21 protein-coding genes are annotated in these 17,581 nt (G+C 66.4%); 15 read left to right on the forward strand and 6 right to left on the reverse strand.

Annotated features, from left to right (window positions below):
* The first annotated feature begins 83 nt into the window (after positions 1–83).
* On the forward strand, positions 84–602 hold the full coding sequence (locus VFG17_RS00730) for a hypothetical protein (protein WP_325027565.1): 519 nt from the start codon (positions 84–86) through the stop codon (positions 600–602).
* A 99-nt stretch (positions 603–701) separates the two neighbouring features.
* Here the strand turns inward: VFG17_RS00730 and ppc are convergent, their stop codons facing one another.
* The 3 genes from ppc to VFG17_RS00745 form a co-directional block, all read right to left on the reverse strand.
* Entirely contained in the window at positions 702–3,380 is a 2,679-nt protein-coding gene (gene ppc, locus VFG17_RS00735; protein ID WP_325027566.1) for a phosphoenolpyruvate carboxylase, read from the reverse strand.
* A gap of 63 nt (positions 3,381–3,443) precedes the next feature.
* A complete protein-coding gene (locus VFG17_RS00740; protein WP_325027567.1) occupies positions 3,444–3,869 on the reverse strand; it encodes a YbaY family lipoprotein in 426 nt (141 codons plus the stop codon).
* Positions 3,870–3,952: 83 nt separating this feature from the next.
* Positions 3,953–4,519: an HNH endonuclease gene (locus VFG17_RS00745; RefSeq protein WP_037553138.1), complete on the reverse strand. Its 567-nt coding sequence runs from the start codon at positions 4,517–4,519 to the stop codon at positions 3,953–3,955.
* 170 nt (positions 4,520–4,689) lie between these two features.
* Here VFG17_RS00745 and gluQRS point away from each other — a divergent pair, with 170 nt between their 5' ends.
* The 8 genes from gluQRS to VFG17_RS00785 all read left to right on the forward strand — a co-directional run bounded on the left by gluQRS (position 4,690) and on the right by VFG17_RS00785 (position 10,899).
* Positions 4,690–5,541 (forward strand): tRNA glutamyl-Q(34) synthetase GluQRS, encoded by an 852-nt coding sequence (gene gluQRS / locus VFG17_RS00750; protein WP_325027569.1) that lies wholly within the window; start codon positions 4,690–4,692, stop codon positions 5,539–5,541.
* Between the two features lie 9 nt (positions 5,542–5,550).
* Positions 5,551–5,775 (forward strand): HIG1 domain-containing protein, encoded by a 225-nt coding sequence (locus tag VFG17_RS00755; RefSeq protein ID WP_325027570.1) that lies wholly within the window; start codon positions 5,551–5,553, stop codon positions 5,773–5,775.
* Positions 5,776–5,784: 9 nt separating this feature from the next.
* Complete coding sequence (locus VFG17_RS00760; RefSeq protein WP_325027571.1) at positions 5,785–6,366, forward strand: cob(I)yrinic acid a,c-diamide adenosyltransferase; 582 nt, start codon at positions 5,785–5,787, stop codon at positions 6,364–6,366.
* A gap of 177 nt (positions 6,367–6,543) precedes the next feature.
* Entirely contained in the window at positions 6,544–7,809 is a 1,266-nt protein-coding gene (gene egtB, locus VFG17_RS00765; protein ID WP_325027572.1) for an ergothioneine biosynthesis protein EgtB, read from the forward strand.
* Positions 7,810–7,824: 15 nt separating this feature from the next.
* On the forward strand, positions 7,825–8,811 hold the full coding sequence (egtD, locus tag VFG17_RS00770) for an L-histidine N(alpha)-methyltransferase (protein ID WP_325027573.1): 987 nt from the start codon (positions 7,825–7,827) through the stop codon (positions 8,809–8,811).
* Positions 8,812–8,879: 68 nt separating this feature from the next.
* A complete protein-coding gene (locus VFG17_RS00775; protein ID WP_325027574.1) occupies positions 8,880–9,746 on the forward strand; it encodes a 3-hydroxyacyl-CoA dehydrogenase NAD-binding domain-containing protein in 867 nt (288 codons plus the stop codon).
* The gene (locus tag VFG17_RS00780; protein ID WP_325027575.1) at positions 9,743–10,345 is read left to right on the forward strand and encodes a class I SAM-dependent methyltransferase; all 603 of its coding nucleotides are present in this window, start codon (positions 9,743–9,745) and stop codon (positions 10,343–10,345) included. Before VFG17_RS00775 ends, VFG17_RS00780 begins: the two co-directional genes overlap by 4 nt.
* A gap of 155 nt (positions 10,346–10,500) precedes the next feature.
* Positions 10,501–10,899 (forward strand): hypothetical protein, encoded by a 399-nt coding sequence (locus tag VFG17_RS00785; protein WP_325027576.1) that lies wholly within the window; start codon positions 10,501–10,503, stop codon positions 10,897–10,899.
* Positions 10,900–10,911: 12 nt separating this feature from the next.
* On the opposite strand, the gene VFG17_RS00790 is transcribed toward VFG17_RS00785, so the two are convergent.
* The 3 genes from VFG17_RS00790 to VFG17_RS00800 form a co-directional block, all read right to left on the reverse strand.
* Positions 10,912–11,229 carry an MliC family protein gene (locus VFG17_RS00790; protein ID WP_325027577.1) on the reverse strand — a complete coding sequence of 106 codons (318 nt, stop codon included), beginning with the start codon at positions 11,227–11,229 and terminating at the stop codon, positions 10,912–10,914.
* Positions 11,230–11,242: 13 nt separating this feature from the next.
* Positions 11,243–11,869, reverse strand: a complete 627-nt coding sequence (locus VFG17_RS00795) for a hypothetical protein (protein ID WP_325027578.1) — start codon at positions 11,867–11,869, stop codon at positions 11,243–11,245.
* Between the two features lie 113 nt (positions 11,870–11,982).
* Entirely contained in the window at positions 11,983–13,326 is a 1,344-nt protein-coding gene (locus VFG17_RS00800) for a NupC/NupG family nucleoside CNT transporter (RefSeq protein ID WP_325027579.1), read from the reverse strand.
* Positions 13,327–13,451: 125 nt separating this feature from the next.
* Here VFG17_RS00800 and VFG17_RS00805 point away from each other — a divergent pair, with 125 nt between their 5' ends.
* From VFG17_RS00805 to VFG17_RS00830, 6 genes are read left to right on the forward strand one after another with little or no spacing between them, the layout of a single operon-like run.
* On the forward strand, positions 13,452–14,123 hold the full coding sequence (locus tag VFG17_RS00805; RefSeq protein ID WP_325027580.1) for a queuosine precursor transporter: 672 nt from the start codon (positions 13,452–13,454) through the stop codon (positions 14,121–14,123).
* Entirely contained in the window at positions 14,120–15,028 is a 909-nt protein-coding gene (gene argB / locus VFG17_RS00810) for an acetylglutamate kinase (protein WP_409581469.1), read from the forward strand. Before VFG17_RS00805 ends, argB begins: the two co-directional genes overlap by 4 nt.
* Before the next feature lie 44 nt (positions 15,029–15,072).
* Positions 15,073–15,372 (forward strand): YggT family protein, encoded by a 300-nt coding sequence (locus VFG17_RS00815; protein WP_325027639.1) that lies wholly within the window; start codon positions 15,073–15,075, stop codon positions 15,370–15,372.
* Positions 15,373–15,375: 3 nt separating this feature from the next.
* Positions 15,376–16,284, forward strand: a complete 909-nt coding sequence (folD, locus tag VFG17_RS00820; RefSeq protein ID WP_325027581.1) for a bifunctional methylenetetrahydrofolate dehydrogenase/methenyltetrahydrofolate cyclohydrolase FolD — start codon at positions 15,376–15,378, stop codon at positions 16,282–16,284.
* Positions 16,284–16,952 (forward strand): hypothetical protein, encoded by a 669-nt coding sequence (locus VFG17_RS00825; RefSeq protein ID WP_325027582.1) that lies wholly within the window; start codon positions 16,284–16,286, stop codon positions 16,950–16,952. The genes folD and VFG17_RS00825 overlap by 1 nt, the downstream gene beginning before the upstream one ends.
* A complete protein-coding gene (locus VFG17_RS00830; protein WP_325027583.1) occupies positions 16,949–17,578 on the forward strand; it encodes a MarC family protein in 630 nt (209 codons plus the stop codon). The genes VFG17_RS00825 and VFG17_RS00830 overlap by 4 nt, the downstream gene beginning before the upstream one ends.
* Positions 17,579–17,581 lie beyond the last annotated feature (3 nt).

Genomic DNA, 17,581 nt, shown 5'->3' on the forward strand with positions numbered 1-17,581 from the left:
AAGTCCGGCATGACGAACGAGGATAGATTGACTCACTAATCTCCAAGGTGTATTATATAACTAACGCACCAAGGAGATTGACCATGCGTCTGGCGTTCCTGATTCCCCCGATGATGCTCCTCGCCGCGTGCGGGTCGAACGAGAAGGCGGCCGGCGACGCCACCGAAGTCTCGATCAACGCCGAAGGCGACGGCGGCGGCGTCAAGATCCGCACCGGCAAGGACGGCGGCAAGATCAGCATCGGCGGCGAAGGGGCCGCGATCAACATCGACGTCCCCGACTTCGTCGACCTCGACATCGAGGGCGATTTCGATATCGACGGGGTCAAGCTCTACCCCGGCAGCAACGTGACGACGGTCAACGTCGACGCGAACGACAAGGGGGGCGTCGACAAGGCGCGGGTCGAACTCGGCTTCACCTCGCCCGCCGCGCCCGCGAAGGCGGCCGACTGGATGGCGAGCGAATTCGCCAAAAACGGCGTCAAGGTCACGCGCAGCGGCGACACGCTCGCGGGCAAGACGAAGGATGGCGAGGATTTCACGATCAACTTCGGCCCCGACGGCGCGAACGCCAAAGGCAAGGTGCTGATCACCAAGGGTTGAGGTAACCGTCGCCCCCGCGAAGGCGGGGCCGCTGGATGCCTTGATCTTCCTCGCCACGCAAACCGATTGCGGCCCCCGCCTTCGCGGGGGCGACGAGTCTCAGCCGCTATTCCGCAGCGCCGTCGCGATCGCGTTGATCGTCAGCTGGATGCCCTCTGCGATGCGCGGATCGGTTTCGCCCGCGCGGTGGCGCTTCATCAGCTCGATCTGCAGCAGGTTGAGCGGCTCGATATAGGGCAGTCGCAGCCGGATCGATGCTTCGAGCGCCGGATTCCTCTCGAGCAACCGTGTCTGTCCGGTGATGTCGAGCAAGCCGTCGTGCGCGCGGTGCCACCCGTCGCGGATACGCGTAAACAGCTCGGCGTGCCCGTCGATCCCCGCCGCCAATTCGGCATAGCGCGCCGCGATCCCCATGTCGGATTTCGCGAGCACCATCTCCATATTGCCGAGCAGCGCGGCGAAGAAGGGCCAGCTTTGCGCCATGTCGGTCAGCAGCGCCTTGTCGCCGAAGCCCGCGAACGCCTCGCCCGTCCCGTACCAGCCGGGCAGCATCGCGCGCGACTGCGCCCAGCTGAACACCCACGGGATCGCGCGCAGATCCTCGATCGCGCTCGACTTCGTCCGGCTCGACGGCCGTGACCCGATCTTGAGCCCCGCGATCTCGGCGATCGGGGTCATCGCGCGGAAGAAATCCCGGAACGCCGGCGTGTCATAGACAAGCCCGCGATACGCCCCGAACGCGGTGTCCGACAGCGCGTCCATCGCTTCGGCGAAGCGCGCGCCGTCGGCGTCGCTCTTCGCCTCGGGCTCGAGGCTCGCGAGCAGGCTCGCCGAAACCATCGCCTCGAGGTTCGTCGCGGCGCCGTCGATCGTGCCATATTTCGCCGCGATCACCTCGCCCTGTTCGGTGATGCGGATGCGGCCCTGCACCGTGCCCGCGGGCTGCGCGCGGATCGCGGCAAAGGCGCTGCCGCCGCCGCGCCCGACCGCACCGCCGCGGCCGTGGAACAATTGCATCGCCGTACCCGCTTCCTCGAACACCGGGGTCAGCGCCTGCGACGCTTGATGCAGCCCCCAGGTCGAAGTCAGATAGCCGCCATCCTTGTTCGAATCCGAATAGCCGATCATCACTTCCTGATGCCCGCGCTGGCCGATCTGCGGGCCGATTTCGGGCATCGCGAAATAACGCGCCATGATCGCGGGCGCACGATCGAGATCGGCGATCGTCTCGAACAGGGGCACGACCATCAGGTTCGATTTGCCTGCGGCATCGCCGCTCCGCCACAGCCCCGCCTCGCGCGCGAGCAGATGGACTTCGAGCAGGTCGGACAATTCCTGCGACATCGAGATGATCCACTGGCAGATCGCATCCTGCCCCAGCCGCGCGCGGACATCGGCAGCGGCATGAACGATCGCCAGTTCGCCCGCGGTTTCGTCGCTCCATTGGTGCCAGGGCGCGGCGAGCGGCCGGTCGCTTTGCAGCTCGGCGGTCAGCAGCGCGACGCGGGCTTCCTCGTCCAGCGCCAGATAATCGGCGCACACGCCCGATACCGCCAGCAGCTCGGCGAGCACGCGTTCGTGCACCGCGCTGTTCTGCCGCATGTCGAGCGTCGCGAGGTGGAAACCGAACACCTCGACCGCGCGGATCAGCCGCCCGAGCGCGCCGATGCCCGCGAGCTGGCCCTTGCCGCTCGCCGACAGGCCGTTCGCGATGGTGACGAGGTCGCGGCGAAAATCGGCGGGGGCTCGATAGGCTTCGCCCTTCAGCGCGGCAGGCCGCGGCGGCGCCTTGCCGGTGATCGCGAGATAAGTCGCCGACAGCCGCGCATAAATGCCCGACAATGCGCGGCGATAGGGTTCGTCGCCACGGCTCGGCGCACCGTCGCCGCTCGCTTCCGCCAGCGCTTCGACCGCCTCGGGCACCGGCGCGAGGCTCGACGACACGGACAGTTCGGCGCCGAGCGCGTGGACCTGGTCGATATAATGGCCGATCACCGCCGCCGCGTTGCGCGCCGTCGCCTGCTGCAGCGTCTCGGCGGTGACGAAGGGATTGCCGTCGCGGTCGCCGCCGATCCAGCTCCCGACGCGCAGGAAGCTCGCCGGGCGCGTCCCCAGTTCCTTCTCCCAGCGCGCATAAAGCTTGGGCACCACAGGCAGGAAGACGTCGCGCAAATAGGTCAGCGCATTGTCGATCTCGTCGGCGACGAACAATTTCTGCGTGCGCAGCGGGCGCGTTTGCCAGAGGAGAACGACCTGCCGCCGGATCGCGTCCTCGATCACGTCGCCCTCGGGGGTCTCTTCGAGCCCGGCATCGCGCAGCCGCATCAACTCGGCGACGCGATTCTTGTGGTCGAGCACCGACTTGCGCCGCACCTCGGTCGGGTGCGCGGTGAGCACGGGGGCGACGAGCGAGGCGCCGAGCAGCGCCGCGACCGCCTCGCCGTCGATGCCGTCGCCCTTCAATTTCTCGATCGCCGCCGCGACCGTGGCTTCGGGTTCGGCGGCGACGCCCTGCCGGTCCTCGGCAAGGTTGGCGAGCATCGAAAACAGCATGAAGCCGCGCACGAACGCGATCGTGTCGTCGAGGCCGAGCGCATCGAGCCCCGGATCGATCGCCTCGGCCCCCGCGATCCCGCGGTGCCGGTCGACGCTCGACGAGCGGATATATTCGGTCTGGCGGAACAATTTGTCGCCGCCATAGGCGCGGATGACGTCGCCGAGAATCCGCCCCAAATAGCGGATGTCGGGATTTTGCGAGATCTGGATAGGCGGGCCCATGCGCCGCTTGCTGCACCTGCGAAGGTGCAGGGTCAAGCGGCGCATAGCTATGCGCCTATACGATCAGTTCGTCTTGACGAGGGTCAGCATGCCCAGATCGATTGCGCGGCGGCCATCGAACGTAACAGAGTTGCGCGTGTCGGTGATGAACATCAACCTGCCCGACGCGTCGGTGATGCGCGCCGACACCGCATAGCTGTGGCGCGGATCGAGCTGCCGCTGATCGACGGTCAGCGAAAAGGCAAAGGGCACCTGCCGGCCGTCGGCGGTGAACGACTGCCGCGCGATCGTCTTCGACGGCGCGTCCATCAGGCTGACGTCGGCGAGCGTGACTTCGACCTGCGCCGTCGGCGGCAACGCCATGCGCTCGCGATAGGTGATGCTGCCGGTGACCGACACCGGCTCTTCGGCGGGCGGGATCGTCGCGCAGGCGGCGAGCAGCGGGGCGGCGATCGCGCCGACGGCGAGCATGCGGGTGATGCGAACCATGATGTTTCTCCTTTTTTCGATGGCTGGCGGCCGCCTAGTGCCATCGAGGTGAACCCATGCTGTCGCGCTCGCTCATGCGCCCGTCAGCCTTCGAGTTCGACATCCCAATAGAGCCAGTCGATCCAGCTCGTGTGCAGATAATTGGGCGGAAACGCCCGGCCATTGTCCTGCAACTGCCAGCTCGTCGGGCGCCAGGGTTGGCGATAGAGCGGCATATGCGCCTGTTGCGGCGTCCGGCCGCCTTTTTTCAGATTGCACGGCGCGCAGGCGGTCGCGACATTTTCCCACGTCGTGCGCCCGCCGAGCCGGCGCGGCACGACATGGTCAAAGGTCAGATCCTTGCCCGACCCGCAATATTGGCACGCGAAGCGGTCGCGCAGGAACAGGTTGAAGCGCGTGAAGGCCGGATGCTCCGACGGCTTCACATATTGGCGCAGCGCGATGACGCTCGGGATCGGCATCGTCCGCGTCGGCGAATGGATTTCGCGCTCGTAATTCTCGACGATCGTGACCCGGTCGAGAAAAACCGCCTTCACCGCGGTCTGCCAGGGCCAGAGGCTCAGCGGATAATAGCTCAGCGGCGTGTAATCGGCGTTGAGGACGAGCGCCGGACAGCTATCGGGGTGCCGGGCAAGATCGGGATGGAACATGGCTAAATAACGCTGCCCCCATTGCTTCACGGGATGGCGCGCCACTGCCTCCCGCGCGTGACACCATCATTACATGCCGCATCAGATTCTGACGTCAAGGGGCTTGTGCCCGCAAGATATGGAATGATTGGCTTTGACTCGGCACAGTATATGGATTCATGGGGGTGCCGATGCTGACGCGTTTCGCTCCCAGCCCGACCGGCGACCTGCACTTGGGACACGCCTATAGCGCTGTGCTCGCGCACCATGCCGCGCGCGCCGCCGGCGGGAAATGCCGCATCCGTATCGACGACATCGACGGCAGCCGTTCGCGCGAAGAGTTTGTCGCGGCCTCGCTCGCCGACCTCGCATGGCTCGGGATCGACTGGGACGGCGACCCGGTGCGCCAGTCGGACCGGCTCGGCGACTATGCCGCCGCGCTCGAAAATTTGCGCGCGCGCGGCCTCGTCTATCCCTGCTTCTGCACGCGCGCCGACATCGCCGCGAGCCTGTCGGCGCCGCACGGTCCGTCCGGGGCGACCTATCCCGGAACCTGCCGCGGCCTGTCCGCCGCGACACGCGAACGGCGCATGGCGGCCGAACCGCATTGCTGGCGCCTCGACATGGCGCGCGCGCTCGCCGACAATGGCGATCTGCAATGGGAAGAGGCGGGGCAGGGACTTCGGTCTGCCGACCCGCTCGCGCACGGCGATATCGTCCTCGCGCGCAAGGACGCTCCCGCGAGCTATCATCTCGCGAGCACGCTCGACGACGCCGATATGGGGGTGACGCATGTGATCCGCGGCGCCGACCTGATCGCCTCGACCGACGTCCACCGGCTGCTCCAGGCCTTGCTCGGCTTGCCGACGCCGGTCTACCGTCACCACGCGCTCGTCTGCGGCGCCGACGGCAAGCGGCTCGCCAAGCGCGACGCGGCGGCGTCGCTCGCCTCGCTCCGCGCGGCGGGGGTCGACGGCCGCGCGCTCGCCGCCGATCTCGCCGCCGACCGGCTTCCTGCTGGCTATTCGCTCCAGAACGCCTAAATAAGGGTTATGGAAATCCTGCTCATCCTTGGTGTCGTCATCGCCGCCGGCTTCGTCCTCTTCTCGCTCGCGCGGGGGCTCTTCTATTTCTCGCAAGGGCACAAGGCCCAGGTGGAGGGCACCGTCCAGGAAAATCAGGTGATGCAGAACAAGATGATGATGGCCCGCGTGAAGTGGCAGGCGATCACCATCATCCTGCTCGTGCTGATCGGCGTCTTTGCTGCCGGAAGCTAAGGCCCGGCGATGGTTAAACTGAACAAGATCTATACGCGCACCGGCGACGACGGCACTACCGGTCTCGTCGACGGCTCGCGCATCGCCAAATCCGACGCGCTGATGGCGGCGATCGGCGACGTCGATGAAGCGAACAGCGCGATCGGGATCGCCGCCGCGGCGATCGACGCCGCGAGCGACGAGGCGGCGATGCTGTCGCGCATCCAGAACGAGCTGTTCGACCTCGGCGCCGACCTCGCGACCCCGCCCGACATCCAGTTCGGCTTCGGTCCGCACGAAATGGCGCTGCGCATCGTGCCGAGCCAGATCGCGCGGCTGGAGGACGAGATCGACGCGATGAACGCGGCGCTCGACGCGCTCAAAAGCTTCATCCTGCCCGGCGGCACCGAAGCCGCGGCGCGCCTCCACCTCGCGCGCGCGGTCACGCGCCGCGCCGAACGCGCTGCGGTCGCGGCGGGGGCGGCGCGCAAGCTCAACCCGCTCGCGCTCAATTACCTCAACCGCCTGTCGGACCATCTCTTCGTGCTCACGCGCCAGCTCAACGCCGCCGCGGGCGGCGATATCCTCTGGAAACCCGGCGCGACGCGCTAAAACCGTCGCCCCCGCGCAGGCGGGGGGCGCTGGAGAGGTGGCGCAAGGCCGAGGGCTGCAGTCACCCGCGCGCCGCCGACGACCAATGTTCCCTAAATGTTCTAGACAATCGATCGCGCCGTAACCATAATCCGACGAACCGCGAAACCGAATCGCACCCCGGGGGATTGTCTCGACATGGCCAGCCGCACCGACGCTTCGACCCGCGCCGACCCGATCGAGGCGTTGATCCGGCGCTTCGCCGCGACCCGCCGTCTCTCGCTCGATCTCGTGGCGACGCTCTCCGACGCCGACGCGAGCGCGCAGTCGATGCCCGACGCGTCGCCCGCCAAATGGCACCTCGCGCACACGACCTGGTTTTTCGAAACCTTCATCCTGCGCGATCATGTGCCGGGCTATGCGCTCTTCGACGCGCGCTATCCCTATCTTTTCAACTCCTATTATGAGGCCGAAGGGCCGCGCCACGCGCGTCCGCAGCGCGGTCTGCTGACGCGCCCCTCGCTCGACGAGATTTGCGTCTGGCGCGCGCATGTCGATGCGGCGGTGCAGAGCGCCTTGCCCGACCTGCCGCCCGCTGCGCTGGCGCTCGTCACCCTCGGCATCCATCACGAGCAGCAGCATCAGGAATTGCTGCTCACCGACATCAAGCATCTTTTCGCGCAAAACCCGCTCGGCCCGGCGGTGTGGGATACGCGAATCGCGAGTGAAGTTCGGCAGTTTTCCGCCATGAAATGGGTGAGGGGCGCCGAAGGCATCGCCGCGGTCGGTCATGGCGGCGACGGCTTCGCCTTCGATTGCGAGGGACCGCGCCACGAGGTGCTGCTGACGCCGCACGCGCTCGCCAGCCGCCCGGTCAGCAACGGCGAATGGCAGGAATTCATCGCCGACGGCGGCTATCACACCCCCGCGCTCTGGCTCAGCGACGGCTGGGCGTGGGCGCAGGGCGAAGATGTCGAGGCGCCCGCCTATTGGCGCGACGGCCAATATTTCACCCTCTCGGGCTGGCAGGATATCGACCCTGCCGCGCCGGTGACGCACATCAGCTTCTTCGAGGCCGACGCCTTCGCGAGCTGGGCCGGCGCGCGCCTGCCGACCGAACAGGAATGGGAAGCGGCGGCTACGGGGCTCGATCCCGAGGAGGGGCAGCAGCTCGATGCCGCCGGCCCGGCGCAGCCCGCCCCGGCCGCCGATGCAACCGACCTGCAACAGATGTTCGGCAGCGTGTGGGAATGGACCGGCAGCGCCTATCGCCCCTATCCCGGCTTCCGCGCCGCGCCGGGCGCGGTGGGCGAATATAATGGCAAGTTCATGAGCGGCCAGTTCGTCCTGCGCGGCGGCAGCTGCGCGACCCCGCGCGGCCATCTGCGCGCCTCCTACCGCAACTTCTTCTACCCCCACCAGCGCTGGCAATTCACCGGTCTGCGTCTCGCAAAGGATCTTTGACATGGCCCCCCAATCATGGGCGTAGTGCGCAACCTTCGTCAGGTTTCGGCCGATGATGCCGGCATCGACATCGCCTTTCGTGCCGACGTCCACGCCGGCCTCGCGCAGCGGCAAAAGGCGATTCCGGCGCGCTGGTTCTACGATGCGACCGGCTCGGCGCTGTTCGAAGACATCACCGCGCTCCCCGAATATTATCCGACGCGCAGCGAAACCGATCTGCTGACGCGCCATGCCGCCGACATCGCCGCGGCGATCGGCCCCGGCCGCGCGGTCGTCGAGCTCGGTTCGGGCAGCTCGACCAAGACGCCGTTGCTCCTCGATGCCATCGCGCCCGCCGCCTATGTCCCGGTCGATATTTCGGGCGATTTCCTTCGCGACAGCGCGCAGGCGCTCGCGGCGCGCTTCCCGGCGGTGCCGATCTATCCGGTTGAAGCCGATTTCACCCAGCGCGTCGAATTGCCGCGCGAAATCTGCCTGCTCCCGAAACTCGGCTTTTTCCCGGGCTCGACGATCGGCAACATGGTCGCGCGCACCGCGATCGACCTCTTGCGCAACTGGCGCGCGACGCTCGGCGACGGGTCGCTGATGCTGATCGGCATCGACCGGATCAAGGATATTGGCATACTCGAAATCGCCTATGACGATCCGGCGGGAGTGACCGCGGCGTTCAATCTCAACCTCCTCGAACGGATCAATCGCGAACTCGGCGGCGACATGGCGGTCGGGAATTTCAGCCACCGCGCGGTCTGGGACGACGTCCATGCGCGCATCGAAATGCATCTCGTCGCCGCCTGCGACATGGATTTCACGATCGACGGCCGCGCCTATCATATGGCGAAGGGCGAAACGATCCACAGCGAGAACAGCCATAAATATGGCCCGCGCGACGCGAATCTGCTGCTCCGCGCCGGCGGCTGGACCCCGGTCGCGACATGGGATGACGCCAGCCCCGCCTTTGCGCTGATCCTCGCCGAAGCGACCGAGTTCCGCTCCGCCCCCTGACGCCCGCTCTTGACGCCCCTGCCCGAAGCCGTAGGGCCACGGGCAGATTTTCAGCGAAAGGGCAGGATATGATCGTCGGCGTTATCGGAGCGGGGCAGATGGGCGCGGGGATCGCGCAGGTGTCGGCGGCCGCCGGCCACGACGTGCTCTTGTCCGACATCGACATCGCCCGCGCCGAAGCGGGCAAGGCGGGCATCGCGAAGGCGCTCGGCCGCCTCGTGGCGAAAGAGAAGATGAGTCAGGCCGACGCTGACGCGCTGCTCGCGCGGATCACGCCCGTTGCCGACTATGCCGCCTTCGCCCCCGCCGATCTTGTCATTGAGGCGGCGACCGAGCGCGAGGAAATCAAGCGCGCGATCTTCGCGAGCGTCGGCGAACATCTCTCGGCAACCGCGATCCTCGCTTCGAACACCAGCTCGATCCCGATCACCCGCCTCGCGCAGGCGGCACCCGACCCGGCGCGCTTCATCGGCGTCCATTTCTTCAACCCGGTGCCGGTGATGGGGCTGATCGAACTGATCCGCGGGCTAGCGACGAACGACGAAACGCTCGCTGCGGTCGAGGCCTATGGCCGCGGTCTCGGCAAGGAAATCGTCCACGCCAACGACGCGCCCGGCTTCATCGTCAACCGCGTGCTGATGCCGCTGATCAACGAGGCGGTCTTTGCACTGGGTGAAGGCGTCGCGACGATGCAGGACATCGACACCGGTTGTCGGTTGGGCCTCAACCATCCGATGGGACCGATCACGCTCGCCGACTTCATCGGTCTCGACACCTGCCTCGAAATCATCCGCGTGCTCTATAGCGGCACGGGCGACCCCAAATTCCGCCCCGCGCCCCTGCTCGTCCAATATGTCGACGCCGGCTGGGTGGGCAAAAAGGCCGGCCGCGGCTTCTACGACTGGAGCGGTGCCGAGCCTGTGCCGACGCGGTGAGCGGCTACGACGCCCGAACCCTCGCTTTCTACGCGGCCGAAGCGCCGGTTTATACAGCGTCGGGCCAATCGGGCGTGTCGCGCCACCTCGACCGCTTCCTAGATCGGCTGTCCGACGGAGCGGAGATTCTCGAACTCGGCTGCGGCGGCGGGCGCGATGCGGCGCATATGATCGTGCGCGGTTTTGCGGTCGACCCGACCGACGGGGTGGCCGAGGTCGCGGCCAAGGCCGAAGCCAGGATCGGTAGACCGGTTCGGGTGATGCGTTTCGACGAACTCGCTGCCGCCGACCGCTACGACGCCATATGGGCATCGGCCAGCCTGCTCCACGTACCGCGCGACGATCTTCCCGGCGTGCTTGCGCGTATCCATCGCGCGCTGAAACCCGGCGGACTGCATTTCGCGAGCTACAAGGGTGGCGGACGCGAAGGGCGAGACCGTTTCGGGCGATATTTCAACTATTTTGCACGCGAAGAGATTGAAGCCATCTATCACGAAGCCGCACGCTGGGATTGGCTCGATCTCGCCGAAAGCCTCGGCGGCGGTTATGATGGAGTGCAGGGGCCATGGGTTCAAATCACCGTGCGCCGCCCGAGATAGCGCCACATGGAGCCGAAAGGCCTCGGGTGCGTTGAATCGGCGAGAAGCTAGGGGATGATATAATTATGCGAAACAAGGCCTTATTCGCTCTTGCGGCAGCCCTGCTTGCCGGAACCGCATCCGCTCACGCCCAACAGGGCGCGCCCGAAGAGTCGATGATCAAGGGCACGGCCAATTCGGTGACCGAACCCTTCGACGGCAAGGAGGTCCCGCCCAAGCTGCTCGAAATTCAGGAAGACCCCTATTCTCTGGCGGGTCTGGGCAAATGCGCCGCGATCATCGCGGAGGTGAACGAACTCAACGCCGTGCTCGGTGCCGACGTCAATGAGCAGGTCGACAAGGATCGCGCCAAGAAGCGCGAGGAAACCGCCGGCCGGGTTGCCGGCACGGTCGCGGGAGGAATCATCCCCTTTCGCGGGCTGATCGGCGAGGTCACCGGCGCCAATGCCGAACGGCGGCGCTATGCGCTCGCGGTCTATGCCGGAACGGTGCGTCGAGGGTTCCTCAAGGGCGTCGGGCTCGAACGCGGTTGCAAGGCGCCCGCCCGGCCCTGACATCTTGTCCCGTCAGAGCGGCGTATAGACGGCGCGGCAGCTTTCAGGCGCCGATCGCGCCGCGGTGTTCCACGTCACGCTGTTGCCATTTCGTTGCAGCCGCGCCCCGCTCTTGTTTTCGTAAATCTGGCCGCGGTTCGCCGGGGTCGCTTTGAGCGCCATCGTCCGGCCGCCATTGACGCGCACGATCGCGCCGTCGCCGACATAATCGACCTTGAGCCGCGTGCCGCCGCTGCATTCATAGCTAGTGCCCGTGTTACGCGGCACCGACGAGCAGGCGGCAAGCGCGAACATCGCGGCGCCCGCCGCGACAACAGATGTCGTTTTCATACTGCCCTCCCCCTCAATAGCCCGAGCGGACGCACAGCACATCGGCGAGGTAGACGCGCCGGTTCACCGTTTCCATATGCTCGCGCGCCGACCCGTTCCAGCCGATCGAGCGGCACCAGCTGTCGGCGGTGCTCGCGGCGCAACTGGCGGTCGCCGAGCCGCGGGTGCAGGCGAGCACGCGATAGTTGCTTGTCGCCGGCTGCGTATGGAATTCAGCGAAATTGCCGCGTGCGACCTGATCGTTGGCGGGCGGATTGGGGTTCCCGCCCCCGCCGCCGCCCGAACCGACCGGACGGATCGACTGGACCGTGACGCCGCGCAGGACATTGTTCAGCATCGGCGTATCGCGATCGACCGTCCGGCAATTGCCGCGATAACGCGTCCTTTCGCAAAGCTCCCAGCGCCCGTTCGGCACGCGGACCGAATTGACCGGCCACGCGAGGCCGAGGTTCGGTTTGGCTTCGCCGATGAACACGGCCGGGCCGCGATAGCCGGCGTCGCGATAAATCGTCGCCTCGGGCGGACGATCGGGACGATAGCGCTCGGTTTCGACGGTCTGGGCGTAGGAGGTGGCGAGGAGCCCCGCCCCTATCGACGCCGCGGCCGCGGCAAGGATCGACAAACGATAAGCGGTTTTCATAACAGCCTCCCATTTTGCGAACGCGACCCGGATTCATTATGTCGCTAAGTTTACGCCATTCGCTGGGGGCTTGCAAATTCTCCCATATCGTCAGCGCGATGGGAGGCCACGCGTTACGGCGTCTTTGCGGGGGGCGTTGTCGAGCCCGTCGTTTCGGGCCCTGAAGTGGGCGCCGGCAGAGGCGCAGCCGGTTCGGCAGCCGGTGCCGCGAGCGGCGGCGCGATCCCGAGCATCAGCCCCGCGAGCGCCGCCGACATCAGGTTCGACAGGCTGCCCGCGAGCAGCGCCTTCAGTCCGAGCTTGGCGATCATCGGACGCTGGTTCGGCGCGAGCCCGCCGGTCACCGCCATCTGGATCGCGATCGAGCTGAAATTGGCGAAGCCGCACAGCGCAAAGGTGGCGATCGCGACCGCCGCCAGCGACATGTCGGCCTGCGCCCTGCCCAGGTCGATGAAGGCTACGAATTCGTTGAGCACGACCTTGCTGCCGAACAGGCCGCCGACCGTCGCGCTTTCCTCCCACGGCACTCCCATCAGCCACATCACCGGGCGGAAGATCGCGCCGATGATCGCCTGGAACGACAGATCGGGATAGCCGAACCAGCCGCCAATGCCGGCAAGCAGCCCGTTGGCGAGCGCGACGAGCGCGACGAAGGCGAGCACCATCGCGCCGACCGCGACCGCCAGCTTGACCCCCGTCTGCGCGCCCTGTGCTGCCGCCATGATGATGTTGGCGGGCTTTTCCTCGTCGTGGCTGGCCTCGGGCATGATCACGGGCTCGATGCCGAGGTCCTTGGGATCGTCGGGCATCATGATCTTGGCCATCAATATGCCCCCCGGCGCGGACATGAAGCTCGCCGCGAGGAGGTAGGGCAGGAGCTGCTCGCCAATCATGCTCGCATAGGCGCCGAGGATCGTACCCGCGACGCCCGCCATGCCGACCGTCATCACCGTGAAGAGCTGCGACGGGGTGAGCCCGGCGAGATAGGGGCGGATGACGAGCGGCGATTCGGACTGGCCGACGAAGATATTCGCCGCCGCGCCGAGGCTTTCGACCTTGGTGATACCCGTGATCTTCTGGATCGCCCCGCCGACCCATTTGATCACCAGCTGCATGATGCCGAGATAATAGAGGATCGAGATGAGCGAGGCGAAGAAGATGATGACCGGCAGCGCGGCGATCGCGAAGCTGTTCGCCCCCATTTCGGGCGAGGCCAGCGGGCCGAAGATGAAATCGGTGCCGGCCTTGGCATAGCCGAGGAGATTCGAGACGGCGTTCGACATTGCCTGGATCACCGCGCGGCCCCACGGCGTGCCGATGACGAGCACGGCGAAGCCGGCCTGGAGCAGGAAGGCGGGGATGACGACGCGCAGCCGAATCCACCGCCGGTTCGACGAAAAAAGCACGGCAATCGCAAGCAATGCGACGATCCCAAGCAGACCGATCAGGCGTTCCATGATGTAAATGCGTCCCCCGCAGGTTAATGGGCCTGAATAACGGGCTTTGGCGGCGGGGCAAGAGCCGCGCGTCGAGCCGTGCTTCTCGGACTTTCCACCCTGCGCAAAACCGACTATCGGGCGGCATGACCGAACCCACCTCGGCGGCGTTGCCGCGCACGCTTTCACCGTCGCTCTTTCTCTTTTCGATCGTCTATGGCGGCATGGTCGTGCTCGCGGGCGTGCTCGGGAACAAGCAGGTCGCGCTGGGAAGCTGGCTCGCGGTCGAGGCGGGTATCTTCGCCTTTCTGCTGCTCGTCGCGTTGTCGAGCGCCGTGTCCGAACTGCACGGACAATCTGTCGCCAACCGGCTGGTGCTTTGGGGCTTCGTTCCGCTCGTCCTGTCGATCATGCTGACCGCGCTCGTCCTCGCGCTTCCGGCATCGCCCGAGATGCAGCCCGAACGGCTCGCCGCCTTCGACATGATCCTCGGCCAAAGCCCGCGCCTGATGGCGGCGGGCATCGTCGCCTATGGCACATCGCAATTCCTCAACGTCACGATCTTCAGCAAGCTTCGCGGCCGCGACGGAGCGGGCACGACCTGGCTCGCGATCCGCGGCGCGATCGCCAGCGCCCTGAGCCAGATCGTCGACACGTTGCTGTTCGTCACGATCGCCTTTTACGGCGTGTTCCCGATCGCCAACCTGATGGGCGGGCAGATGCTCGCCAAGGTCGCGCTGTCGGTGCTCGTCATTCCTTTCGTCATCACCGGGCTGGTCGCACTCGGCCGCAGCCTCGATGCGAAGAACGCCGGATGATATCGATGACCGACCCCTCGCAAATGCCCGACCTCCTCGCCAAAGCCGAAACGCTCGTCGAGGCGCTGCCCTATCTGCAGCGCTATGCCGGCGAGACCTTCGTGATCAAATATGGCGGCCATGCGATGGGCGATCCCGAGGCGCAGCGCGACTTCGCCGAAGATGTCGTGCTCTTGAAGGCCGTCGGGATCAATCCGGTGGTCGTGCACGGCGGCGGGCCGCAGATCGGCGCGATGCTGAAACAACTCGGGATCGAATCGACCTTCGTAGGCGGGCTTCGCGTCACCGACGCCGCGACCGCAGAGGTCGCCGAAATGGTCCTCGCGGGCAAGATCAACAAGGAAATCGTCAGCTGGATCGCCGGGCTCGGCGGCCGCGCGGTCGGCATTTCGGGCAAGGACGCGAACCTTGTGCTCGCCGAAAAGGTCGCACGCACCGAGCCCGATCCCAATTCGGGCATCGAACGCCACGTCGACCTCGGCTTCGTCGGCGAGCCCGTCGCGGTCGATCCGACGATCCTCGTCAACCTGACGAACGACAATTTCATCCCCGTCGTCGCACCTGTCGCGCTTGGAGCCGATGGTGCGACCTATAATATCAACGCCGACACGATGGCGGGCGCGATCGCCGGTGCACTCGGCGCGAAACGCTTCTTCCTGCTCACCGACGTTGCCGGAGTGCTCGACAAATCGGGGGCGCTGCTCACCGATCTCGACCGCACCGCGATCGACGGGTTGAAGGGCGACGGCACGATCACCGGGGGCATGATCCCGAAAGTCGAAACCTGCGTCGCGGCGGTCGATGCGGGGGTCGAGGCGGCGGTCATCCTCGACGGGCGCATCCCGCACGCGATGCTGCTCGAAATTTTCACCGCCAGGGGTGCGGGGACGCTCATTCACCGCTAAGACCAAGCCAGCGACCTTTGGCCGGAGACCTTGCCTTGTATTTCATGTTTCTCGATATTCTGTCGATCCTGCTCAACATCCTGTGGTGGATCATCATCGTCCAGGCGGTGATGTCGTGGCTGATCGCGTTCAACGTCATCAACACGCACAATGATTTCGTCGGGCAGCTCTGGCATGTGCTCGACCGGATCACCGAGCCGCTCTATCGTCCGTTCCGGCGTATCATGCCCGATTTCGGAGGCATCGACCTGACGCCGATGGTGGTGCTGATCCTGCTCATCATCATCCAGGGTCCGGTGATGTCCTATCTCTACCGGCTCGGCGTCCAGACCGGGATGGCCTGAGGAATGGCCGGTTCGGTTCCCGCGACCAAAGTGATCGACGGCAAGGCCTTCGCCGCGGGGCTGCGCGCGCGGATCGCCGACGCGGTTCCGGCCTTTCATGCGGCGACGGGACGCGCGCCTGGGCTCGCCGTCGTCCTTGTCGGCGACGATCCGGCAAGCGCGGTCTATGTCGGGTCGAAGGGCAAGGCGACGGTCGGCGCGGGTATGGAAAGCTTTGAGCACCGCCTGCCCGCGACGGCGACGCAGGATGAGGTCGAAGCACTGCTCGCAACGCTCAACGCCGACGAGGCGGTCGACGGCATCCTCCTGCAATTGCCGCTGCCGGGCCATCTCGACGAACAGGCGGCGGTCGCGACGATCGATCCCGACAAGGACGTCGACGGGCTGACCCCGGTCAGCGCCGGGCGTCTCGCGCTTGGCATCCCGGGCATGGTGCCGTGCACGCCCTATGGCTGCCTGCTACTGTTGCAGGACCGGCTCGGCGACCTGTCGGGCAAGGACGCGATCGTCGTCGGACGCTCGATCCTCGTCGGCAAGCCGATGGGGCAATTGCTGCTCGGCGCCAATTGCACCGTGACGATGGCGCATAGCCGGACGAAGGATCTGCCCGATATCGTGCGCCGCGCCGATATCGTCGTCGCCGCGGTCGGGCGCGCCGAAATGGTGAAGGGCGACTGGATCAAGCCCGGTGCGGTCGTGATCGACGTCGGTATCAACCGCCTGCCCCCCGCGGAGGGCGAGGCGAAGGGACGGCTGGTGGGCGACGTCGATTATGCCGACGCCGCAAGCGTTGCGGACGCGATCACGCCGGTGCCCGGCGGCGTCGGCCCGATGACCATCGCCTGCCTGTTGCGCAACACGCTCGTCGCCGCGCATCGCCGCGCGGGGCTTGCCGATCCGGAGGGTTTTTGATGCGCCAGTTGCTCGTTCCCGCGCTTGCCCTGATGCTCGCGGGCTGCGGGGGATCGCCCGACGATTTCCGCAACCGGCCGCTCGCCGCGAACCCCAGCGCCTTCATCGCCGCCGAGATCGGTTTCGCGCAGCTCGCGCAGGAAAAGGGGCAGTGGACGGCGTTCCGCGAAACCGCGCACCCCGACGCCGTGATGTTCGTGCCCGAGCGGGTGAACGCGCGCGACTGGCTGAAGTCGCAAAAGGATCCCGCCGAGGCGGTGAGGTGGCAGCCGCACGCCGTCTATGTCAGCTGCGACGGCAATAGCGGCGTCACCACCGGCGCCTGGCAGAAGGGGCCGGCGAACGGCTTTTTCACCACCGTCTGGGCGCGCGACAAGAAGGGACGGCTGAGCTGGGTCCTCGACCATGGCGACGCGCTGACGACGCCGCGCGAGGCACCCGAGTTTATCGCGTCGAAACTGGCGGTCTGCGGTTCGCGGCCCGCGGTGCCGATCGAGGCGGCGGGCGAAGGCGAGGATAGGGCGGTCGGCCTGTCGGCCGACCAGACGCTGAGCTGGACCTCGACCGTCCGCGCCGACAAGTCGCGCCGCGTCACGATCCGCCTGTGGGACGGCAAGGAAATGGCGACCGTGATCGATGACCGGGTCGCGGCGCCGAAGCAGCCATGATCGACCTTTTCATCTCGGCCTTCGTCACGCTGTTCGTCGTCATCGATCCGCCGGGCTGCGCGCCGATCTATGCCAGCCTGACGACGGGCGCGAGCGCGCAGCAGCGCCGTTCGATGGCGATCCGCGCGACGATCATTGCCGGGTTAATCCTCGTCTTCTTCGCGATGTTCGGCGAAGCGCTGCTCAGCTTCCTCCACATCGATCTCGACAGTTTCCGCATCGCGGGCGGGATCATGCTGTTCATCATCGCGATCGACATGGTGTTCGAGAAGCGCACCGAACGCCGCGAACAGCGGGCGGAAAAGGTGATGGCGACCCCCGAAATCGAGGATGTCTCGGTCTTTCCGATGGCGATGCCGATGCTCGCCGGGCCGGGGTCGATCGCCTCGGTGATGCTGCTCGTGTCGCAGAACAACGGCCTCGACCGGGCTTTCGTCATCTTCGGCGCCCTGCTCCTCGTGCTGTTGCTCACGCTCGCGGCGCTGCTCGCCGCGGGCCCGCTGATGCGGCTGATCGGCAACAAGGGCGAAGCGGTGATCACGCGCCTGCTCGGCGTGCTGCTCGCCGCACTCGCCGCGCAATTCGTGATCGACGGGCTGAAGGCGAGCTTCCCGAGCCTCGCGTAAAAG

The organism is Sphingopyxis sp. (assembly GCF_035686825.1).
Classification (GTDB): domain Bacteria; phylum Pseudomonadota; class Alphaproteobacteria; order Sphingomonadales; family Sphingomonadaceae; genus Sphingopyxis.